At 76.6% G+C, this 20,571-nt stretch carries 20 protein-coding genes; 7 read left to right on the top strand and 13 right to left on the bottom strand.

From position 1 onward, the window contains the following. Window positions 1-4: 4 nt before the first annotated feature. The 10 genes from ACI8AD_RS06780 to ACI8AD_RS06735 all read right to left on the bottom strand — a co-directional run bounded on the left by ACI8AD_RS06780 (window position 5) and on the right by ACI8AD_RS06735 (window position 9,724). A complete protein-coding gene (locus ACI8AD_RS06780) occupies window positions 5-1,210 on the bottom strand; it encodes a hypothetical protein (RefSeq protein WP_456869761.1) in 1,206 nt (401 codons plus the stop codon). Continuing rightward, window positions 1,207-2,385 carry a hypothetical protein gene (locus ACI8AD_RS06775; RefSeq protein WP_456869760.1) on the bottom strand — a complete coding sequence of 393 codons (1,179 nt, stop codon included), beginning with the start codon at window positions 2,383-2,385 and terminating at the stop codon, window positions 1,207-1,209. The genes ACI8AD_RS06780 and ACI8AD_RS06775 overlap by 4 nt, the downstream gene beginning before the upstream one ends. Continuing rightward, window positions 2,382-3,530, bottom strand: coding sequence for a hypothetical protein (locus ACI8AD_RS06770; protein WP_456869759.1), 1,149 nt, complete (start codon window positions 3,528-3,530; stop codon window positions 2,382-2,384). The genes ACI8AD_RS06775 and ACI8AD_RS06770 overlap by 4 nt, the downstream gene beginning before the upstream one ends. Continuing rightward, complete coding sequence (locus tag ACI8AD_RS06765; protein ID WP_456869758.1) at window positions 3,530-4,693, bottom strand: hypothetical protein; 1,164 nt, start codon at window positions 4,691-4,693, stop codon at window positions 3,530-3,532. The genes ACI8AD_RS06770 and ACI8AD_RS06765 overlap by 1 nt, the downstream gene beginning before the upstream one ends. Beyond that, window positions 4,693-5,868, bottom strand: a complete 1,176-nt coding sequence (locus tag ACI8AD_RS06760) for a hypothetical protein (RefSeq protein ID WP_456869757.1) — start codon at window positions 5,866-5,868, stop codon at window positions 4,693-4,695. The genes ACI8AD_RS06765 and ACI8AD_RS06760 overlap by 1 nt, the downstream gene beginning before the upstream one ends. 26 nt (window positions 5,869-5,894) lie before the next feature. Further along, window positions 5,895-6,644, bottom strand: a complete 750-nt coding sequence (locus tag ACI8AD_RS06755; protein ID WP_456869756.1) for a hypothetical protein — start codon at window positions 6,642-6,644, stop codon at window positions 5,895-5,897. Further along, window positions 6,641-7,012 carry an STAS domain-containing protein gene (locus tag ACI8AD_RS06750; RefSeq protein WP_456869755.1) on the bottom strand — a complete coding sequence of 124 codons (372 nt, stop codon included), beginning with the start codon at window positions 7,010-7,012 and terminating at the stop codon, window positions 6,641-6,643. Before ACI8AD_RS06750 ends, ACI8AD_RS06755 begins: the two co-directional genes overlap by 4 nt. A 19-nt stretch (window positions 7,013-7,031) precedes the next feature. Beyond that, window positions 7,032-7,388, bottom strand: coding sequence for an STAS domain-containing protein (locus ACI8AD_RS06745; RefSeq protein ID WP_456869754.1), 357 nt, complete (start codon window positions 7,386-7,388; stop codon window positions 7,032-7,034). Next, complete coding sequence (locus ACI8AD_RS06740) at window positions 7,385-8,989, bottom strand: ATP-binding SpoIIE family protein phosphatase (RefSeq protein ID WP_456869753.1); 1,605 nt, start codon at window positions 8,987-8,989, stop codon at window positions 7,385-7,387. The genes ACI8AD_RS06745 and ACI8AD_RS06740 overlap by 4 nt, the downstream gene beginning before the upstream one ends. Window positions 8,990-9,160: 171 nt before the next feature. Then, window positions 9,161-9,724: a YceI family protein gene (locus ACI8AD_RS06735; RefSeq protein ID WP_089404709.1), complete on the bottom strand. Its 564-nt coding sequence runs from the start codon at window positions 9,722-9,724 to the stop codon at window positions 9,161-9,163. A gap of 88 nt (window positions 9,725-9,812) precedes the next feature. Here ACI8AD_RS06735 and ACI8AD_RS06730 point away from each other — a divergent pair, with 88 nt between their 5' ends. The 5 genes from ACI8AD_RS06730 (at window position 9,813) to ACI8AD_RS06710 (ending at window position 15,728) form a co-directional block, all read left to right on the top strand. Beyond that, on the top strand, window positions 9,813-10,310 hold the full coding sequence (locus ACI8AD_RS06730) for a MarR family winged helix-turn-helix transcriptional regulator (protein ID WP_456869752.1): 498 nt from the start codon (window positions 9,813-9,815) through the stop codon (window positions 10,308-10,310). An 89-nt stretch (window positions 10,311-10,399) separates the two neighbouring features. Next, window positions 10,400-11,599: a sensor histidine kinase gene (locus tag ACI8AD_RS06725; RefSeq protein WP_456869751.1), complete on the top strand. Its 1,200-nt coding sequence runs from the start codon at window positions 10,400-10,402 to the stop codon at window positions 11,597-11,599. Further along, window positions 11,596-12,279 carry a response regulator gene (locus tag ACI8AD_RS06720; protein ID WP_456869750.1) on the top strand — a complete coding sequence of 228 codons (684 nt, stop codon included), beginning with the start codon at window positions 11,596-11,598 and terminating at the stop codon, window positions 12,277-12,279. Before ACI8AD_RS06725 ends, ACI8AD_RS06720 begins: the two co-directional genes overlap by 4 nt. A 197-nt stretch (window positions 12,280-12,476) precedes the next feature. Continuing rightward, window positions 12,477-13,250, top strand: coding sequence for an ABC transporter ATP-binding protein (locus ACI8AD_RS06715; RefSeq protein WP_456869749.1), 774 nt, complete (start codon window positions 12,477-12,479; stop codon window positions 13,248-13,250). A gap of 3 nt (window positions 13,251-13,253) precedes the next feature. Beyond that, complete coding sequence (locus ACI8AD_RS06710) at window positions 13,254-15,728, top strand: FtsX-like permease family protein (protein ID WP_456869748.1); 2,475 nt, start codon at window positions 13,254-13,256, stop codon at window positions 15,726-15,728. A 51-nt stretch (window positions 15,729-15,779) separates the two neighbouring features. Here ACI8AD_RS06710 and ACI8AD_RS06705 read toward each other — a convergent pair whose 3' ends face one another. From ACI8AD_RS06705 to ACI8AD_RS06695, 3 genes are read right to left on the bottom strand one after another with little or no spacing between them, the layout of a single operon-like run. Further along, complete coding sequence (locus ACI8AD_RS06705) at window positions 15,780-16,676, bottom strand: enoyl-CoA hydratase-related protein (RefSeq protein ID WP_456869747.1); 897 nt, start codon at window positions 16,674-16,676, stop codon at window positions 15,780-15,782. Next, entirely contained in the window at window positions 16,673-17,665 is a 993-nt protein-coding gene (locus tag ACI8AD_RS06700) for an acyl-CoA dehydrogenase family protein (protein WP_456869746.1), read from the bottom strand. Before ACI8AD_RS06700 ends, ACI8AD_RS06705 begins: the two co-directional genes overlap by 4 nt. Beyond that, complete coding sequence (locus ACI8AD_RS06695) at window positions 17,662-18,882, bottom strand: acyl-CoA dehydrogenase family protein (protein ID WP_456869745.1); 1,221 nt, start codon at window positions 18,880-18,882, stop codon at window positions 17,662-17,664. Before ACI8AD_RS06695 ends, ACI8AD_RS06700 begins: the two co-directional genes overlap by 4 nt. Window positions 18,883-18,990: 108 nt before the next feature. On the opposite strand from ACI8AD_RS06695, the gene ACI8AD_RS06690 reads away from it, so the two are divergent. Continuing rightward, the gene (locus tag ACI8AD_RS06690) at window positions 18,991-19,635 is read left to right on the top strand and encodes a TetR/AcrR family transcriptional regulator (protein ID WP_456869744.1); all 645 of its coding nucleotides are present in this window, start codon (window positions 18,991-18,993) and stop codon (window positions 19,633-19,635) included. Between the two features lie 34 nt (window positions 19,636-19,669). Continuing rightward, window positions 19,670-20,503: a class I SAM-dependent methyltransferase gene (locus ACI8AD_RS06685; RefSeq protein ID WP_456869743.1), complete on the top strand. Its 834-nt coding sequence runs from the start codon at window positions 19,670-19,672 to the stop codon at window positions 20,501-20,503. Window positions 20,504-20,571: the final 68 nt, after the last annotated feature.

Below are 20,571 nucleotides of genomic sequence, written 5' to 3'. Positions count from 1 at the left end.
GGCCTCAGCCGCGGGCCTCCCCCCGGGCCGCCGGGTCGCGGAGCCACAGACCGACCTGCCGGGGACCGACCGTGGCCGCCACCGTGTCCCGCAGCCCGGTCGCGACGTCGTCGAGGTCGACCTGGGTCCGCAGCCGACGGGCGTAGGCGTCCACCGCGAAGGCGGCGTCGTACCGCGCCCGGTCGAAGCGCCGGTCGACGACGCCCTGCAGCCGCCGCCGCAGCGGCGAGAAGACCGCGGCGACCGCCAGCGTCGAGGCCGCGACCGCCAGCTCGGACGTGCCGGTCAGCGGGGTGAACAGCGGCCGCAGCGCGGTCACCAGCCCGAGGTAGAGGGCCAGCAGCAGGCCGGTGAGGAGCGCGTAGGAGACCGTGCGGCTGACCAGCCGGTCGAGGTCGTAGAGGCGGTACCTGCTGACGGCGACCCAGATCGCGGCCGGAGGCAGCGCCAGGCTCACGCCGACGGCCACCCCGACGACCAGACCCGTGTCGTCCTCCGGCAGGAGCGCACTCCCGAGGGACGCGACGAGCGCGATCGCGCCGAAGGCCAGCGCCGCCCCGGCGAACCAGCGCAGCTGCTGCCGCTCGACCGGCCCGGCGCCCCGGTAGCGCTGGAACGGCGCCCCGGCGGACGCCACCAGGCAGGCGGTGAGGACGAGGAGCAGCCACGAGGACAGCGCGTCGGCCGCGTCGGCGACGGCGCCTCCGGGGGCGAGCAGGCCCGGGATGTCGGGGTCCGGGCCGAGCAGGAGGCCGAGGGTGACCGCGAGACCGGCGGCGCCGGCGGTGACCGGTGGCAGCCACCGCCAGCGGGGGCCCGGCAGCCGGCCGTCGGGGAACAGCGCGAAGACCGCGGTGGCCGAGGCGAGGACGACGGGGACCGCCGACGAGGCGAGCGGCAGCTCGACCCACCGGGGCAGCGCGCCGATCTGGCCGACCGCGAAACCGGCCTCCAGCAGCGCCAGGCCGAGACCGAGCGCAGCGGGGGCCCAGCCGTACCCGCCGCCGGCGGCCCGGGACACCAGCAGCACCCCGACCGCGGTGAACGCCACGGTGGCCAGCGCCACGGCCGTCGCCACCGGCAGCCCGAGCCCGCCGTCCGCGGGGAAGGCCGCGGGGTGGCGCGCCCGGACGACCAGGTCCGTGGCGACGAGCACCAGGACCGCGGCGCACAGCGCACCGGCGCCGAGCACGCGGGCCGCCGTCCTCACGTCGTCGTCCCGTTCCCGGCGGGGACGTCGCGCAGCCACAGCGCCATCCGCCGGGGGCCGACGGTGGCGGTGACCGTCTCCCGCAGTCCGGCCACCACCGTCTCGAGGTCGACGTCGGTGCGCAGCCGCTGGGCGTAGGCGTCCACGGCCTGCGCCGCGTCGTACCGGGACCGGTCGAACCGCCGGTCGACCGCGTCCTGCACCCGCCGCCGGGCCGGCCGGAAGGCGGCCGCCACGACCAGCGTGGAGGCCACCACCGCCGGCTCGGAGCTGCCGGTCACCGGCGCCAGCAGCGCCCGCAGCCCCGTCACCGCCGCCACGTAGAGGGCCACCAGCCCCACGGTGAGCAGGGCATAGGACACGGTCCGGCTGAGGACGTGGTCGATGTCGAAGAGCCGGTACCGCAGCACGGCGATGCCGATCCCGACGGGGACGAGGGTGAAGGCGACCTGGTCGAGGACCACGTACGCCCAGCCCGGCACCAGCCCGTCCGGGGCCACCAGGTCCAGCAGGATCGACACGGCCATGGCCGAGCTCGCGACGGCGAGCCACTTGAGCTGCTGCCGCTCGACGGGCCCGGCCCGGCGGTAGCGCAGCACGGGCGCGAGCGCCGCCGGCACGCCCAGCAGCAGTGCTCCGTAGACGCTGGCGTCGACCACCACGTCCCAGACCTGGCCTGCGGTGCCGGCCACCGCCCACGGCCCCGGCGCGACCGGGTCCCCGTCCCGCGGCGCGACCAGCACCGCGACGGCCTGGGCGGCGGCCAGTCCGACCGCCGTCCACGGGAACCAGCGCCAGCCGGGGCCGGGCAGTCGGCCGGTGGGGAAGAGCACCAGCACGAGGTAGAAGAGCACGAAGAAGGCCCCGTACCCCCAGGCCTCGGCCACGACGAGCACGTCGTCCCGGACGTCGGTGCCGCGACCGAGCGTGAAGACGACCTGGACGGCTGCCGCGACGAGCGCGCAGCCGCTGGCCACCCAGCCGTACGGGTTGGCGGGCAGCCGCGCCGCGATCAGTGCTCCCACGAGGGCCGCCGAGACCAGGCCGGGCAGCGAGGACCACGGGTCGCTCGTGCCGTCGGGCTCGAGGACGTCGACGACGGCGGCGGTGGCGGCCAGCGCCAGGGTGGCCGCACAGGTCGACCACGCGAGCCACCGGGCCCGTCCCGGGGTCACGGCGGTCCTCCCCCACCGCGCAGCCACACACCCACCGACGCCGGGTGGACCGTGGTCACCACGGTGTCGCGCAACCCCTCGGTCACCTGCCGCAGGTCGACCTCGGTGCGCAGCCGGCGGGCGTACGCGTCCACCGCCCGGGCCCCGTCGTAGCGGGTCCGGTCGAAGCGCCGGTCGACGGCGACCTGCACCCGCCGCCGGGCCGGGCGGAACGCAGCGGCCACCGTCAGTGTCGACACGGCGACGGCGAGTTCCGAGGTGCCGGCCAGCGGCGCCAGCAGGGGCCGCAGCGCGGTGACCGCGACGACGTAGAGCAGGAGCAGGCCGGCGGTCAGGACGGCGTAGGACACCGTCCGGCTGACGATGCGGTCGATCTCGTAGAGCCGGTACCGCAGCACGGCGACCCCCACGGCCACGGGGAAGAGGGTGAACGTCACCTCGAACAGCAGCCACCCGGCCTCCCCGACGACGCCCGTCAGTGCGGCGAGCAGCGCGGCGGCGTTGACCAGCCCGGCGTAGGCGAACCAGGCGAGCTGGCGCCGTTCGACCGGCCCGGCCCGGCGCAGCCGCACCACGAGCGACGCCATGGCGAGCACGCAGCCGAGGAAGAGTCCGCTGAGCCCAGCGACGAAGACGGTGTACCAGCGGCGCCCGGCCTCACCACCCGGGCTCAGCAGGCCCGCCGCTGCGGGGTCCTCCGGGATGGTGGCGAACAGGCTGCCGACCACGGCGACGGCCAGCGAGAGCCCCACGCCGCGGAACAGCCACCGCCACGCCGGGCTGGGCAACCGGCCCGTGGGGAAGAGGACGACGACCAGGGGAAGCAGTACCAGCAGGGTCAGGAACGACGACCGCTCCACGACCGCGAGCGGGACCGCGGCGGGGGCCAGGGACCGCAGCTCGCCGACCAGGACCAGCACCGCGTCGGTCAGGCCGAAGGCACACCACAGCCACCCGAGGGGGTTCTCCGGGAGCCGGGTGGCGATGAGCGCACCGACGACCGGCACCGCCAGGGAACCGGCCAGCCCGAGTGCCGTCCAGGGGTCGTCCGCGGTGGCCCGGAGGACCCCGGCGGCGAGGAAGAGCAGCACCGCCACCGCGCACAGCCCCCAGGCGCGCACTCGCACCCGCCGCGTCCGGTCCATCAGGCTCTCCGGACGTCGGCGCCGGGGCGCAGCCAGACGCCCAGCCGGTCCGGCCCGACCGTCGTCGCGACCGTGTCCCGCAGTCCCGCCGTGACGGCGTCGAGGTCCACCTCGCTGCGCAGCCGGCGGGCGTAGGCGTCCACCGCCCGCGCCGCGTCGTAGCGGGAGCGGTCGAACCGCCGGTCGACGAGGTCCTGCACTCGCCGCCGGGCCGCGCCGAACACCGCGGCGGCCGCCAGCGTGGACACCACCACCGCCAGGTCCGAGGTGCCCGTCAGCGGGGTGAGCAGCGGCCGCAGCGCGGTCACCGCCACCAGGTACAGCACCAGCAGCCCACCGGTCAGCACCGCGTAGGACACCGTGCGGCTGACGATCCGGTCGATCTCGTACAGCCGGTAGCGCAGGACGGCGACGGCCACCGCGGCCGGGATGAGCCCGAAGCTGACCGCGTCGAGCACCGCCCAGACGGCGGGCGGCACCGGTGCGCCGGTGAGGTCCAGCGACGTCGTCACCACCAGCGCCGCCGCGGCCACCACGAACCAGGTCAGCTGACGCCGCTCGACGGGCCCGGCGCGCCGGTAGCGGGCGAGGACCGACACGGCCGCGACGACCACGGCGAGGAAGAGCCCGGTCACGCCGGCGTCGGCCGCGGCTGCCGCGACGCGGACCGGGGTGCCGTCCGGGAGCCGGGCCCCGGCCAGGCCCCCCGCCGCCAGCACGACCACGGCCAGGCCCACGGCGACCCGCGGCAGCCAGCGCCAGCGGGGCGAGGGCAGCGAACCGGTCGGGAAGAGGAGGAACAGCAGGGTGAGCAGCACGAGGCCGACGACGAAGCTGGCCCCCTCGACCGTACGAGCCACCCGGGACAGGCCCCCCGGGACCGCGCCGAGGGCGGCGGCCAGCGCCGTGATCCCGTAGCAGACCCCGGCGGCGCACCACAGCCAGCCGTAGGGGTTGTCCGGCAGGCGGGACGCGAGCAGACCCCCGACGACGGGCACCCCGAGGAAGCCCAGGGTGCCCACCAGGACCTCGGCCGGGGTGAGCGCGCGGGGTCCGGAGGCGTCGGCGACGGTGAACCGCACGACGATCGCCGCCACCACCAGCGCCAGCGCGAGGGCGCAGAGCGCCCACGGCAGCCGTCGCGCGTGCGTCGGCGGGCGCATCAGGCCCTCCGGGCGACTGCGTCGTCGCGCAGCCACAGCCCCACCCGCTGCGGGCCGACCGTCGTCGTCACCGTGTCCCGCAGTCCGGCGGTGACGGCCTGGAGGTCCACCTCGGTGCGCAGCCGCCGGGCGTAGGCGTCCACTGCCCGGGCCGCGTCGTAGCGGGACCGGTCGAATCGCCGGTCGACGGCCGCCTGCACCCGCCGGCGCACCGGCCCGAACGCGGCCGCCGCCGCCAGCGTCGAGACCACGACCGCCAGGTCCGAGGTCCCCGTCAGCGGGGTCAGCAGCGGCCGCAGCGCGGTCACCGCCACCAGGTACAGCACCAGCAGCCCACCGGTCAGCACGCCGTAGGACACCGTCCGGCTGACGATCCGGTCGATGTCGAAGAGCCGGTACCGGGTCACGGCGATGCCGATGGCAACCGGGACCGCCGCGAACGCCACCGCCGCGTAGACGACGCCGACGTCGTCGGGGGCCAGCGGCCGGATGACAAGCTGGGCGAGGTTGAGCAGCACGGCCAGGGAGACCCACCGGAGCTGCTCGCGCTCGACGGGGCCGGCCCGCCGGTACCGCGGCACCATCGACACCAGCGCGGCCAGCCACGAGACGATCAGTCCGAGCGTGCCGGCGTAGAACACGCCCTCGGCCACGTCGGCGGCCGTCCCGTCCAGGGCCCACGGCAGGTCCACCGTCGTGTCGTCGTCGGTGCGCACGAGGGCACCGCTGGTGCCGGCCAGCACCACGCACACGACCGCCACCCGCGCGAGCCACCGCCAGGCGGGTGAGGGGACCCGTCCGGTGGGGAAGAGCAGGAACAGGAGGACGGCGAGGAAGATCCCCAGCGGGAAGCCGAGCCGCTCCAGCAGGCCGAGGGGCCACGCCGACACCCACCCGGCCGCCTGCAGCGCCCCCGCGGTCGCACTCGACCAGAAGGCCACGCTCAGGCCGGTGCACAGCCAGCCGATCGGGCTGCCGGGCAGGCGGGCGGCCACGACCGCACCGACCACCGCGAAGCCGAGGACGCCCAGCGAGCTGAGGAGGTCGGTCACCAGGACGACGGCCGGCTGGTCGCCGCGGCCGTCCTGCCACAGCAGGACGTGGGTCAGCGTCGCGAGCACCACGCTCAGGCCGAGCAGGGCCCACGGCAGCCGCAGCCAGACGCCCCGCCGCACGGTCCCGCTCCTCCCCGTGCTCCCGGTCAGCCCCCGCGGGGCGCCCGGAAGCCGCGCAGCGCGGTCCTCACCCCGCCGAAGTGGCGGACGTTGCGCGCCTGCGCCCACTGCCGCCGCCGGTCGAGGCACACGACGCTCGTCTCGACCGGCGGTGGTCCCTCCGCCCCGAACGCCGTGGCGAGGTTGCGCAGGGTCGCCTGCCAGAACCGGTCCTCCAGCCGCGCTCCGCCCAGCACGTAGGGCAGCTCGACCAGGGGGTCGGCGGTGCGCAGCAGCATGCTGATGTCCGCGACGGTCGTCCCCCGGTCCTCCTCCGCGCTGAAGGTGATCCAGGCGGCCAGCGCGTGGCCCTCCGGCGTCATGTAGGCGAAGGAGGTCTCGTCGGCGTAGATCACGAAGACGCCGGTGGAGAGCACGCACACCTGGCCGACGCCGACGTCGAGAGCGGCCACCTCCCCCGGCTCGATGCCGCCCAGTGACGGGTGGAAGCGCCCGCCGCGGGGCCAGAACTCGCCGAACCGCACCTTCCACTGGGCGACCACGGCCTCCGGCGTCATGGCGACGCCGGTCAGCGGGATCCGGTGGCTGCGCCGCCACAGCTTCCCGAAGCCCTGCTGCGGACCCATGAGGCGCTTGCCGTCCAGGCCGCGCGCCCTGGCGGCCTCGCTCGCCGCGACGAGCTGGGACACCGGCGCGGCCCAGTACGCGGCGTCCCGGGGCAGCGGGTCCTCCGCCGGCCGGGTGCCGTCGCCGGCCGGGGTCGTGTCGGTGCTCACCGCGTGCCCACCGTCCCCCGCGCCGCGGCGAGGGCGGACGCCTCGTCGTCCTGCAGGCTGATGGCCTCGTCGATGCGGGTCAGCGAGAAGATCTGGCGGTAGTGGTCGGACAGCCCGAACGCGGCCACCCGCTGGTGGGCGCGCTTGGCCCGCACCAGCAGCGTCACCAGCATCCCGATGCCGCCGCTGTTCATGTACGCCAGCCGGCTGAAGTCGAGCGCGATCCCGCGGGGCCCGTGGCCGCAGGCCTCCTGGTAGGCCTCGGTCAGCGGGCCGTCGCTGGCCGCGGTGACGTCACCGACCAGCGAGATGACGACGACGTCGTCATCGACGCGGCGGACGGCGGTCTCGAGTCGGGCGGTCTGCATGTGCTCCCCCAGGGAGGGTTCAGGCGCCGGTGGGCACGTGCCCCAGTGCGCTGGGCTCGTCGGCGTACACGGAGATGAACTCGGACAGCCGGGTGATCGCGAAGACCTCCCGGTAGTGCTCGGTCAGCCCGAAGGCGGCGACCGCGCGCCCGTCCCGCCGCGCCCGCGCGAGCAGGTCCACCAGCAGCGCGATGCCGGTCGAGTTGACGTAACCGACCCCGGTCATGCCGAGCACGACGGTGTGCGGGCCGGTGGCCGCGGCCTCCGCGTAGGCGGCCTGCAGCGCCTGGCGGGCGTCGGAGCGCAGGTCCCCGGACAGGTCGACGACGGCGAAGCCCGGGCGGGGCTCGCGGACGGGGAAGCGGCGGGTGCTCACGCCGGGCCGTCCCTGTGCAGCACGAGCTCGACGGTGTGCCCGCCCTCGTGGTCGGCGGCACGGACCTCGTCGACCAGGTTGCGCATGAGGAACAGGCCCCAGCCGCGCGGTGACTGCTCACCGGCGAGCTTGGCGACGATGTCGGGCTCCTCGGCCGTCCCGGGGTCCGGGCCCTTCACCGCACGGTCGGTGACGCTGACCCGGACGTCGCGGTCGGTGGCGGCGACGGTGATCCGCACCGGGAGCTCGCTGCGGTTGTCGTTGCCGTGCTCGATGGCGTTCATCGTGGCCTCGGCCACGGCGGTGGCCAGCGCGTCGCGGCGGCCCGGGCGCAGGCCGAGCGGCTCGACCGCCTCGGCCAGCGCGGTCAGCACCGCCCGCTCCCCACCGGGCTCGCTGGGCACGTCGAGCTCGGCCAGGACCTCGGCGTCACATCCGGTGGGCATGCGGTCGCCTCCCGCCGTCGGCCGCGACGCCCGGGACAGCGTCACGAGCGTGATGTCGTCCTCCTGCTCCCAGCCCGGGCCGGTGAAGGAGGCCAGGTCGGCGAGCACGCGGTCGATGAGCGCGTCCCCGCTGAGCGGCTCGCCGACGAGCTCCTTGAGCCGCGGGAACCCGAACATCTCCCGGTCCGGGTCGTGGGCCTCGACGACGCCGTCGCTGTGGAACAGCACCTCGTGCCCCGGGGCGAGGACCGTCTCCTTCTCCTCGTAGTCCATCTCCGGGAGCAGGCCGAGCGGCATCCCCGTGGCGCGCAGCTCGACGACGCCGTCGGCGGTGCGCACGTAGGGCAGGTCGTGCCCGGCGTTGGCGTAGCGCAGCCGGCCGGTGGCGGGGTCGAGGACGGCGTAGAGGCAGGTGACGAACATATGCGCGGGCATCTCCCCCACGAGCAGCGTGTTCGCCCGCCGCAGCACCTCCCCGGGGGACACCAGCCGGGCGGCCTCGGTGCGCAGGATGCTGTGCGTCGTCGCCATGACCAGGGCCGCGGGCACGCCCTTGTCGGTGACGTCGCCGATGACGATGCCGACCTGTCCGCCGGGCAGGTCGAGGAAGTCGTAGAAGTCGCCGCCCACCTCGCGCGCGGGCCGGTAGTGCGCCGAGACCCGCCAGCCGGGCAGCTCCGGCAGCGAGCGCGGCAGGAACTGCTGCTGGATGAGGCCGGCGACCTGCAGCTCCTGCTCGATGCGCTGCCGGTCGAGGGCCTCGGCCTCCTGCTCGCGCACCAGCTGGGCCACCCGCACCGCGGGTGCGGCGTGTGCGGCGAGGTCCTGCAGCAGGCGGCGGTCGTCGGTCGAGTACTCGTTCTCCGAGCGCCGCGGCCCCAGGCTGAGCAGGCCGACCAGCTCCCCGGAGGTCACCAGCGGGACGACCAGGGTGATGCCCGCCTCGCGCAGTGCCCGCACACCCGGGGAGTCCACGGGGATGCGGTCGACCGGGGTCGGCTCGGCGACCGTGGCGAGGTGGGCGAGCAGGGGGTCGTCGGGGTCGAGGTCGACCTGCGGGTCCTCCACCGGCGCCGGGACGGTGGGGACGGCCGGTGCGGCCCGGTCACGGCGGAACAGCCGGGTGCCCCGTCGCGCGGCACGCAGCACGGTCACCTCCCCCGGGGTCGGTTGGCCGCATGGTGCTCCCCCGCGGCGTGGCGCGGAAGGGACTCCCGCGTGGCGGGTGCGACCGTCGCCGTCGGCGACCGGGACGCCGAGGGCCCCGGACGAACGCGTCGTCCGGGGCCCCTCGGTGGTCCCGTCCCGGGGGGACGGACTTCTCGACTAGGCGGTGCGGAGCACGGCCTCGATCTCGAGCTCGATGTCGATCTTGTCGCCCACGACGACGCCGCCGCCGTCCATCGGCATGTCGATGTCGACGCCGAACGCCTTGCGGGAGATGGAGGTCTTGGCGCTGAAGCCGGCGCGGGTGCCGCCGTAGGCGTCGGGGCCGAAGCCGTTGACCTCGAGGCGCAGGGTGACGGGCTTGGTGATGCCCTTGATCGTCAGGTCGCCCTCGACGGACCAGTCGTCCCCGTCCGCGACGACGCGGGTGGAGCGGAAGGTCATGACGGTGTGGTTGCCGACGTCGAAGAAGTCCGCGGAGCGGATGTGCGCGTCGCGCTGCTCCTGGCGGGTGTCGATCGAGTCCATGTCGATGGTTGCGGTGACGGACGACCGGGCCGGGTCCTCGGCGGTGACGAGCTCGCCGGAGAACTCGGTGAAGTAGCCGCGGACCTTGCTCACCATCATGTGGCGGACGGAGAAGCCCACGGTCGAGTGCGCGGCGTCGATGTCCCAGGTGCCGGCGACGTAACCGGGGATCTGGACGGCGGTGGTGCTGGTCATGTTCAGGACTCCTTGTAGTTGAACGCTTGACGTTCGCCGCCTGGAGCATAGTTGAGCACTTGATTATTCCGCCAGTACCCTGGAGGACATGACCACCGACGTGTCCTCCCGCACACCGCGGCCGGAGCACGGGGAGACGCGCTGGCTCGACGCCGAGGAGCAGCGGGCCTGGCGCGCCTGGCTCTACAGCACCCAGCTGCTGGCCGACCGGCTCGACCGCGAGCTGACCCGCGCGACCGGCATCCCGCACACCTACTACGAGATCCTCGTCCAGCTGTCGGAGACCCCAGGGCGCCAGATGCGGATGAGCGAGCTCGCCGACCGCTGCCTGTCCTCCCGCAGCCGCCTGTCGCACGCCGTCTCCCGCCTGGAGGAGCGCGGCTGGGTCCGCCGCCAGGAGTGTCCCGAGGACGGCCGCGGCCTCCTCGCCGTGCTCACCGACGAGGGCTTCGCCGCCCTGGAGGCCGCCGCCCCGGTGCACGTGGAGGGCGTGCGGACCCACCTGTTCGACCAGCTCTCCCCCCAGCAGGTCGCCGCGATGCGCGACATCGGCGAGACCCTGCTGCGCCACCTCGACCCCTCCTGACCCCTCCTGACACTCCGCCCGGAGGACGAGCGGCGGGTCCTCCCCCGGGTGGACGACGGGCGCACCCGCGCTGCCTAGGGTCGGCGCCGATGGACCAGCGCCTCCCCCTCGAGCGGCTCTCGGCGACGCTGCGCTCACGGCCCTTCTCCGTCGACGTCGCGATCACCGCCACGCTGGCCCTGCTCGTCGTGGTCTCCTTCGGCGGCGGCGGCGGCGTCGGGTCGGGTGAGGGTCCGGCCCTCCTCGTCAGCCTCCTGCTGGTGACCCCCCTGGCCTGGCGCCGCCGCTCCCCGGTCGCCGCGGCGGCCGCGGTCACCGCGGCCGGACTGCTCGAGCTGGCGCTGGTGGAGGTGTTCCTGCCGGCCAACGTCGCGGCACTGGTGATGGTGCACGCGCTGGCCGCCTACGCGCCGCGGTGGGCCGGCCGCGCCGGACTGGTGCTCGGGCTCGCCGGCGCCGTCCTCGCCGCGGCGCGCTACTACGCCGCCGACCTCGGCGAGACCTTCCTCGTGCCCGCCGCCTCCATCGCCGTGGCGGTGGTGGCCGCCTGGGCGCTGGGCGACCTGCGCCGGGCACGCCTCGCGGAGCTGTCCGGGCTGGCCGAGCGGGCCCGGCTGCTGGAGGTCGAGCGCGACCAGGAGATGCGGCTGGCCGCCACCGCCGAGCGGGCACGGATCGCCCGCGAGATGCACGACGTCGTCGCGCACTCCCTGTCGGTGGTCATCGCGCAGGCCGACGGCGGCCGCTACGCCGGGCGGGCCGACCCCGCGGCCGCCACCGGCGCCCTCGAGGCGATCGCCGCCACCGGCCGCCAGGCGCTCACCGACATGCGCGCGCTGCTCGGCGTGCTCCGCGACGGCGCCGCCGAGCAGTACGCCCCGCAGCCCGACGTCGCCGCCGTCCCCGAGCTCGTCGACGACGTCCGGGCCAGCGGGCTCGACGTCGACCTGCTGGTGGAGGGCGAGCCGCGGCCCATGGCCGCCGGTCCGCAACTGGCCGCCTACCGGATCGTGCAGGAGTCGCTGACCAACGTGCTCAAGCACGCCGGCCCCGGGGTGCGGGCCTGGGTGCGGCTGCACTGGCGGCCGGACTCCCTCGAGCTGTCGGTGCTCGACGACGGTCGCGGCGCGGCGGCCGCGGTGGCCGGCGCGGCGGCCGCGGGCGACGGGCAGGGGCTGCGCGGCATGCAGGAGCGGGCGCAGCTGCACCGCGGTCGGGTGGAGGCCGGCCCCCGCGCCGGCGGCGGCTGGCGGGTGCACGCCGTCCTGCCGATCGGCGGCGCGCGGTGATCCGGGTGGTCCTGGTCGACGACCAGCAGATGGTGCGCGCGGGCTTCCGCATGGTCATCGACTCCCAGCCCGACCTCACCGTCGTCGGGGAGGCCAGCGACGGCGAGGCGGCGGTGCGGCTGCTGGAGCGCACGGCGGCCGACGTCGTGCTGATGGACGTGCGCATGCCGGGCACCGACGGCATCGAGGCCACCCGCCGGGTCACCGCGCTGCCCGACCCGCCGCGGGTGGTCGTGCTCACCACCTTCGACCTCGACGAGTACGTCGTCGCCGCGATCGGCGCGGGGGCCAGCGGCTTCCTGCTCAAGGACGCGCCGCCGGAGGAGATGCTCGACGCGGTGCGCACCGTGCACGCCGGCGACTCGGTGATCGCGGCCAGCTCCACCCGCCGGCTGCTGCAGCCCGTGGCGCCCCTGCTGCGCGGCGCGGCCCCGGCGACGGTCGGCGGCGGTGCGGAGCTCGCCGACCTGACCCCGCGCGAGCGCGAGGTGCTCGTGCAGATGGCGCTCGGCGCCACCAACACCGAGATCGCCGGGCGGCTGTTCGTCAGCGAGGCGACGGTGAAGACCCACGTCGGCCGGGTGCTGGCCAAGACCGGCTCGCGCGACCGCGTGCAGGCCGTCGTCCTCGCCTACCGGACCGGGCTGGTCTCCCCCGCCGACCTCCTCCGCGACGCCTGAACCCCCGGGCACTTCCGCGGAAGTGCACGCCCTCTTCCGCGCACTTCCGCGGAAGTGCACGCCCTCCCCGGGCACTTCCGCGGACGTGCCCGTACGACCGGCGGATGACGGCGGGATCACCTCCGGGTCCGACGCGGGGGGACGCGCCCGGCCGCGAGGGTCCCTGCGTCCCCAGAACCGATCCGCGGAGGTCCCCCGTGTCCGTCCCCGTCATGACCGTGCCCGGCGAGCCGCCGGCGCCGGTGTCGTCCGCCGCCGTCCGGGCCACCGGGCTGACCAAGGTGTACGGCTCGGGCGATGCCCGGGTCCTCGCTCTCGACGGCGTGGACGTCGACTTCGCCCGCGGCGGGTTCACCGCGATCATGGGCCCGTCCGGCTCGGGCAAGTCGACGCTCATGCACTGCCTGGCCGGCCTCGACACCGCCACCGACGGGCAGGTGTTCCTCGGCGGCACCGAGCTGACCCGGCTGCGCGACGACGAGCTGACCCGGCTGCGCCGCGAGCGCATCGGCTTCGTCTTCCAGGCGTTCAACCTGCTGCCGGTGCTCGACGCGCGGGAGAACGTGGTGCTGCCGATGCAGCTGGCCGGCCGCCGTCCCGACCCCGCCTGGTTCGACGCCGTGATCGCCCGCCTCGGCCTGCGCGAGCGGCTGCGGCACCGTCCCGCCGAGCTCTCCGGCGGCCAGCAGCAGCGGGTGGCCATCGCCCGGGCGCTGCTGCCCCGCCCCGACGTCGTCTTCGCCGACGAGCCCACCGGCAACCTCGACTCCCGCGCCGGCGCGGAGGTGCTGGACCTGCTGCGCAGCAGCGTTCGCGAGACCGGCCAGACCGTCGTCATGGTCACCCACGACCCGACCGCGGCCTCCTACGCCGACCGCGTCGTGCTGCTCGCCGACGGCCGCCTCGCCGGCGAGATCGAGCGGCCCACCGCCGCGTCCGTGCTCGACGCGCTGCGCGGGCTCGGGGGTTGACCGGTGCTGTCCACCGCCCTGGCCGGCCTGCGCGCGCACCTGCCGCGCCTGGTCGCCTCCTGCGTGGCCGTCGTGCTGGCCGTCGCCTTCGTCGTCGCCACGCTCGTGCTCAACGAGACCACCCGCAGCACGGTGCTGACCGCCGCCGGCGCCCGGTACGTCGGTGCGGACGCCGTCGTCACCTCCGAGGACGGCAGCTCGCTGCTCGACGAGCTGCCCGTCCTCACCGCGCTGGACGGCGTCCGCGCCGTCGCCCCGGAGTGGCAGACCTCGGTGCAGGCGGTCGCACCGGGCCGCACCGGGGCGCAGTACCTGGTCGTGGGCGCGGTCGCCGAGGACCCCGCGCTGCGGTGGCAGCGGCTCGCCGACGGCGCACTGCCGGACGGGCCCGGCGAGGTGGCCGTCAGCGAGCGCGTCGGCGCGGACGTCGGCGACGTGCTGCAGGTGTCCGCGACCAGCGCCGACGGCACCGGGACCGCCACCGCGGTCACCGTCACCGGCGTCGTCGACCTCGGCGGCGACCCCGAGGCGGGCCTGTACGGCCGAGCCTGGGCCACCCCCGCGCAGGCGCAGGCGTGGGGCGCGGTGGACCCGACCGAGCTCCGGGTCGCCGGCAGGCCCGGCACCGACCCGCAGGTGCTGGCCGACGCCGTCACCACCGCCCTCCCCGGGCCGGGGCTGACCGTGCGCACCGGCACCGGGCAGGCCGAGCACCGCGCCGGGTCGATGCTCGGCAACGCGACCGCCCTCGCCGCGGTGCTGCTGGTCTTCGGCACCGTCGCCGTGCTCGTCGCGGGACTGGTCATCGCCAACACACTCGCCGTCCTGCTCGCCCAGCGGACCCGGGAGCTGGCGCTGCTGCGCTGCGTCGGCGCCACGGCGCGGCAGGTGCGCCGCGGCGTGCTGGTCGAGGCCGCGCTCACCGGGCTCGCCGCCTCGCTCGTCGGGGTCGGGGCCGGGATCGGGCTGGCCGGGGCGGTGTCCGCGCTGGCCGGGGGCGTCGAGTCCCCCGTTCCGCTGTCGGGCCTGTCGGTGCCGCTCACCGCCGTCCTCGCCGGCCTGGCGGTGGGCACGCTGACCACCCTGCTGGCCGCCGTCGCGCCGGCCCGCGCGGCGACCCGGGTCGCGCCGCTGGCCGCGATGCGCCCGCTGGACCCGGCGCCGCTGCGCACCCGCCCGGGACTCGCGCGGCTGGTGCTCGGGCTGCTGCTGCTCCTGCCCGGGGCGGCCGTGCTCGCCCTCGGCGTCGCGGTGTCGAGCGTGTTCGTGGCGCTGCCCGGCGGGGCGGCCAGCTTCCTCGGCGTCGTGCTGCTCGGCCAACGGGTGCTGCCGCCGGTGGTGCGCGCCGCGGGCGGCCTGGTGGCCCGCGTGGGCGGGGTGCCCGCCCGGCTGGCGGCCGGCAACGCCACCCGCAACCCCCGGCGGACGGCGGCGACGGCGACCGCGCTGCTCATCGGCGTGACGCTCACCACTGCGATGGTGGTCGGCACCGCCTCCACCCGGGCCACGGCGACCGCGGGGCTGGCCGCGCAGTACCCCGCCGACGTCGTCGTCGAGGGGTTATCCGGCGAGCTGCCCGCCACCCTGCTGGGCCGGCTGGAGGGCCTCGACGGCGTCACGCGCGGGACCGCGATCGCCGTCGCCGAGGTCGCCGGACCCGACGGCCAGCCGTGGACGGTCCGCGCCGTCGACCCGGCGACCGCCGTGCCGACCCTGCGGTCGACCGCCGACACCCCGCTGCCCGCGCCCGGCGAGGTGCTCCTCCCCGGGTGGCTGGCCCGCTCCTGGTCGGTCACCGGGGGCGAGTCGGTGGAGCTCACCGGGGACGGCCGGGCGCTGTCGCTGCGGGCCCGGGTGACCGGCGACGACGCGCCGGTGCTGCTGACCACCGGCGACCTCGCGGTGCTGGCCCCCGGGGCCGCGGTCGGCCAACTGTGGCTGCGGCTCGACGACGCCGGCGCGGACGCGCAGGCCGCCGTCGTCGACACGGTCACCGACACGGTGGGGTCGGTGGTGCCCGACGCGCAGGTCACCGGCGTGGTCAGCCTGCGCCAGCAGATGGACGAGGTGCTCGACGTGCTGCTGCTGGTCGTCACCGGCCTGCTCGGCGTCGCGGTGGTCATCGCGCTGATCGGCGTGGGCAACACGCTGGCGCTGTCGGTGGTCGAGCGGCGGCAGGAGAACGGCCTGCTGCGGGCAGTGGGTCTCACCCGCGGGCAGCTGCGCGGGCTGCTGGCGTGGGAGGCGGTCGTGGTGTCCGGCGTGGCGGCGGTGCTCGGCGTCGTCCTCGGCGGGGTCTACGGCGTCACCGGGACCGCGTCGGTGCTGGGGATGGCCGGCGAGGTCGTGGTCGACGTCCCGTGGCTGCAGGTGGCCGCGATCGTCGTCGTCGCCACCGTCGCCGGGCTGCTCGCCTCGGTGCTGCCGGCCCGCCGCGCGGCCCGCACGGCCCCGGTGGCCGCCATCGCGGCGGTGTGAGCCGTGCACTTCCGCGGATGTGCACGCGTGCACATCCGCGGACGTGCACGGTCAGGGACCGACGTCGTCCGGAGGTGAGGGCCAGGGCGGGATGCCGGCCACCGGGCCGTCGCCGAGCGGGGCGGTGAACTCCGGGGGCCGCTTGGCGAGGAAGGCGGCCACCCCCTCGGCGACGTCGGGACCGGCGGTCAGCTCGGCCAGCGCGCGGGACTCGGCGCGGTGCGCGTCCCACGGCGAGGCCTCCCCGAGCATCGACCACAGCAGCTGCCGGGCGGCGGCGACGGCGACCCCGGAGGTGTTGTCGGCGATCTCGCGGGCCAGGCCCAGCGCGGTGGGCAGCAGCTCGGCGTCGGGCACCACCCGCGACACCAGCCGGCCGCGCAGCGCCTCGGCCGCGTCGAACACCCGGCCGGTGGCCACCCACTCCATCGCCTGGCTGATCCCGACCAGCCGCGGCAGGAACCACGACGACGCCGCCTCCGGCGTGATGCCGCGGCGGACGAAGACGAAGCCGAACCGCGCCGACTCCGCGGCGATGCGGACGTCCATCGGCAGCAGCATCGTGGCGCCGATGCCCACGGCCGGGCCGTTGACGGCGGCGATCACCGGCTTGCGCAGCGCGGCGAAGGGCAGCGAGGCGATGCCGCCCCAGTCACGCGGGACGCCGTCGATGCGGCCGCGGCCGGGCTCGCCACCGCCGGCGGTGCCCCCGCTCGCGCGGTCGCCGAGCCCGCCGGGACCCGCGGCGAGGTCGGCGCCGGCGCAGAACGCCCGACCGGCCCCGGTGACGACGACGGCCCGCACCGCGTCGTCGGTGTCGGCGGCCGCCGCGGCCCGCGCGAGCTCGGCGGCCATCACCGGGGTGAACGCGTTGAGCCGGCCGGGCCGGTCGAGGGTGATCGTGGCGACGCCGTCGGCGACCTCGTAGCGCAGCTGGGTCGACGTCATCCCAGGGCGCCGGCCACGGCCAGCCGGGCGACGGCGTCCAGGTGCTCGGCGGCGTCGCCGAGCAGCAGCCGGTCGGTCTTGGCGCGGCGCCAGTACAGGTGGGCGTCGTGCTCCCAGGTGAAGCCGATGCCGCCGTGCACCTGCACGACCGTCTCGGCCGCGCGCTCGGTCACCTCCGCGGCGTAGGCCTTCGCCGCGGCGGCGGCCAGCGGCAGCTCGTCGGGCGCGGCGTCGGCCGCCCACGCCGCCCACCACACCAGCGAGCGCAGCTGGTCCACGCCGACCCACGCGTCGACGAGCATGTGCTTGACCGCCTGGTAGGAGCCGATCAGCCGGCCGAACGCCTCCCGCTGCTGCGCGTACTCGACGCCCAGCAGGACGGCGCGGTCGGCGGCACCGAGGTCCTCGGCGGCCAGCACCACCGCGGCCACCTGCCGCGCCCGCCCCCACAGCGCGCCGGCGTCCTCGGCCAGCACCCGGCGGGAGGTGAGCCGGACCCGGGCCAGGCCGCGGGTGGCGTCCAGCGGCCGGCCGGGGGTGACCTCGCCCTCGCCGACCACCAGCGCGCCGCCGTCGAGGCCGAGGAAGAGCGTGGCGTCGGCGGCGTCGATGGACGGCGCCGAGCCGGTGACCGGGCCGTCGAGGACGGCGATCGCCGCCGACCCGTCGGCCAGCTGCGCGGCGAGGTCGGGCGCGCCCTCGAGCAGCACCGCGGCGCGCGCGGCGGTGACCAGCGAGGGGCCGGCCAACACCGCGCCGGCCTGCTCGGCGACGACGGCGAGGTCGAGCACGCTGCCGCCCGCACCGCCGGCCAACTCGGGCACGGTGATCCCGAGGAACCCGATGTCGGCCAGCGCCTTGCGGCCGGGCGCCGGGACGCCGTCGCCGTCGAGCGCGGCGCGCGCGGCCGACAGCGGCACCGAGCCGGTGAAGAACTCGCGCGCGCCGGCCGCCGCGGCCCGCTGGTCGTCGGAGAGGTCGAAGTTCACCGTCGTCCTCCGGAGGAGAAGGGTGCGGTCTTGTCGGTGCGCGGTTCCGGCGGCAGGCCCAGCACCCGCTCGCCGAGGATGTTGCGCAGCACCTGGTCGGTGCCGCCGGCGATGGCGATCCCGGGGACGTAGGCCTGCGCGCGCTGCCAGGTGTCGTCGCCGCCGGCGGTGGCGCCGAGGACGGCGTCGTCGCCGAGCAGCCGGACGCCGGCGTCGGCCACCAGCCGGGCCGCCGCGGTGCCGCCGAGCTTGCCGGCGCTGGCCTCGGGCCCGGGGACGCCGCCCTGCGAGAGCGTGGTGAACCGCCGGTAGCCGGTGTAGCGGGTGGCCAGCGAGGCGACCAGCGCCCGGCCGACCGCCTGGCGGGCCAGCACCTGCCGCTCCGGGTCGAGGGCGGGCAGCCGCTCGCGGGCGTGCGCGGCCAGCGCCTCGGCGGACTGCCCGATGTCGCTGCCGGCGCCGCCGATGGCCACCCGCTCGTTCATGAGCGTGGTCAGCGCCACCCGCCAGCCCTCGCCGGGCTCGCCGAGCCGCTCGGTGTCGGGGATGCGGACGTCGTCGAAGAAGACCTCGTTGAAGTCCGACCCGCCGCTCATCTGCCGCAGCGGCCGCACGGTGACGCCGGGGGCGTGCATGTCGACGACGAACATCGTCAGCCCGGCGTGCTTGGGCCTGTCCGGGTCGGTGCGGGTGAGCAGGATGCCGAAGTCGCTGACGTGCGCCAGCGTCGTCCACACCTTCTGGCCGTTGACCACCCAGTCCTCGCCGTCGCGCACCGCCGAGGTGCGCAGCGCGGCGAGGTCCGAGCCCGACGCCGGCTCGCTGAACAGCTGGCACCAGACGTCCTCGGCGCGCAGCAGCCGGGCCAGGTAGCGGGCGCGCTGGTCGTCGCTGCCGTGGGCGATGACGGTGGGCCCGCACATGCCGATGCCGATGTGGTTGATCAGCGTGGGCACCCGGGCCCGCGCCAGCTCCTGCGCCACGATCGCCTGCTGCACCAGCGTGCCGCCCTGCCCGCCGTACTCGCGCGGCCAGGTGACGCCGACCAGCCCGGCCTCGGCCAGCACCCGCTGCGTGGCGCGCAGCTCGGCCTCCCGCGACCGCGCGTCCACCGGCTCGCCGGGGGCCACGTGCAGCAGGTCGGCGGCGCGGTCGGTGAGCACCGACCGCACGTGCGCCCGGTAGGACGCCTCCTCGGGTGTGTCGTCGAAGTCCACGCGCTACCCCCTGCTCGTCGGGCCGGTCGCGCCGCAGCGTGACACCGGTCACCTGCGACGGTCAACGGTGACTGTTCGGCGCGGCGCCCGGCGCCTACCCTGCGCCGGGTGACCGCTGCCCCCGCCCCGCCCGGCGGACCCCCGGCGCGCTCGGCCCGGTCGGAGGGCAGCCGGGCGCTCATCCTCGACGCCGCCGTCGCCTGCCTGGTCGAGGACGGCTACGCCGGGGCCTCCACCCTCGCCGTGCAGGCCCGTGCGGGGGTGTCGCGGGGCCGGCTGCTGCACCACTTCCCCTCCCGCGCCGAGCTGCTGGTGGCCGCCGCCGGCCACCTGTCGACCACCCTGCTGGCCGAGGTCGAGGAGCGGGCCGCGGCGGTCATGGCCGACCAGCCGCCCGGCCCCGAGCGGGTCGACCGCGCCATCGACCTGATGTGGGCGACGTTCCACGAGCCGCCGTTCTGGGCCGCCATGGAGCTGTGGACCGCGGCCCGCACCGACCCCGGGCTGCGCACCGCGCTGCAGGTGGAGGAGCGGCGGCTGCGCGCGGCGATCCGGCGGGTGGCCGACGGCATCTGGGGCCCGGAGATCGCCGCCGCGCCGCTCTACGCCGAGCTGTGCGAGCTGCTGTTCACCAGCATGCGCGGGGTGGCCTGCGTGTACGCCTTCGCCGACCGCCCCGCCGCCACCGACCCGCACCTGGCGCTGTGGAAGCGGCTCGCCGCGCGGCTGCTCTTCGCGCCTCGCGGGGGCTGACGCCGCGGCCGCCGCCGGGCCAGCATGTACCGGCATGGCGGGCACCGCGGGCGGGCCGGGAACGGAGTACGTGCTCGGCGACGAGGACCCGGCGCTGGCCCGGCTGGACGCGCTGTCCCGCCTCTACGCGCCGGCCACCGCGGCCTGGCTCGACAGCGCCGGCCTGACTCCCGGGTCGAGCGTCGTCGACCTCGGCTGCGGGCTCGGTGCGGTGACGCTGGCCGCCGCGGAGCGGGTCGGGCCCGGCGGCCGGGTGACCGGGGTCGACGCCGCCGAGCGCCCGCTGGCGGTGGCCCGGCGGCGGGCGGCGGCGGCCGGGCACCGCACGGTCGACTTCGCGCAGGCCGACGTCACCACCTGGCGCCCGCCCGGGCCGGTGGACGCGGTGCTCGGCCGGCTCGTCCTGATGCACCTCCCCGACCCGGTCGCGCTCGTCGCCCGGATGGCCGGGCTGGTGCGCCCCGGCGGGGTGGTCGCCTTCCAGGAGGTCGTCCTCACCACCCGGGCCGCGCAGCCGGCGCTGCCGCTGCTGACGACGTTCAACGGCTGGCTGCTCACGGTCCTCGACCGGCTCGGTGTGCCGGTCGACGCCGGCCTGCGGCTGACCGCCGTCTACCGGGCCGCCGGGCTGCCCGACCCCGTGCTCACCGCCGGGCAGCCGCTGGAGCGGGGCGGCGCGGCGACCGGCTGGTCCGTCGTGGCCGGCGACGCGGTCAGCCTGCTGCCCGCCCTGGAGCGCACCGGCGTGGCCACCGCCGCCGAGGTCGGACCGGAGGACCTCGAGCAGCGGCTGCGGGCGCAGGCGGCCGCCGCCGGCGCGGTGCTGGTCAACCCGCTGCTCGTCGGCGCGGTGGCCCGGCTGCCCTGACGGTCAGGGTTGACCGCCTCCCGGGGCGCCGACAGCATGACGCAGGTCACACCCCGACCGAGGAGGAC

The sequence above is a fragment of the Geodermatophilus sp. SYSU D00766 genome, from assembly GCF_054049915.1.
Note: the sequence above shows the minus strand (reverse complement) of the source record. Positions and strands in the feature narration are given on the sequence as shown.

Excerpts from the sequence above, each read along its gene's own strand:
- ACI8AD_RS06770 (WP_456869759.1), bottom strand. The coding sequence starts at position 3,530 with ATGGACCGGACGCGGCGGGTGCGAGTGCGCGCCTGGGGGCTGTGCGCG.
- ACI8AD_RS06765 (WP_456869758.1), bottom strand. The coding sequence starts at position 4,693 with ATGCGCCCGCCGACGCACGCGCGACGGCTGCCGTGGGCGCTCTGCGCC.
- ACI8AD_RS06750 (WP_456869755.1), bottom strand. The coding sequence starts at position 7,012 with ATGCAGACCGCCCGACTCGAGACCGCCGTCCGCCGCGTCGATGACGAC.
- ACI8AD_RS06735 (WP_089404709.1), bottom strand. The coding sequence starts at position 9,724 with ATGACCAGCACCACCGCCGTCCAGATCCCCGGTTACGTCGCCGGCACC.
- ACI8AD_RS06730 (WP_456869752.1), top strand. The coding sequence starts at position 9,813 with ATGACCACCGACGTGTCCTCCCGCACACCGCGGCCGGAGCACGGGGAG.
- ACI8AD_RS06725 (WP_456869751.1), top strand. The coding sequence starts at position 10,400 with ATGGACCAGCGCCTCCCCCTCGAGCGGCTCTCGGCGACGCTGCGCTCA.
- ACI8AD_RS06705 (WP_456869747.1), bottom strand. The coding sequence starts at position 16,676 with ATGACGTCGACCCAGCTGCGCTACGAGGTCGCCGACGGCGTCGCCACG.
- ACI8AD_RS06685 (WP_456869743.1), top strand. The coding sequence starts at position 19,670 with ATGGCGGGCACCGCGGGCGGGCCGGGAACGGAGTACGTGCTCGGCGAC.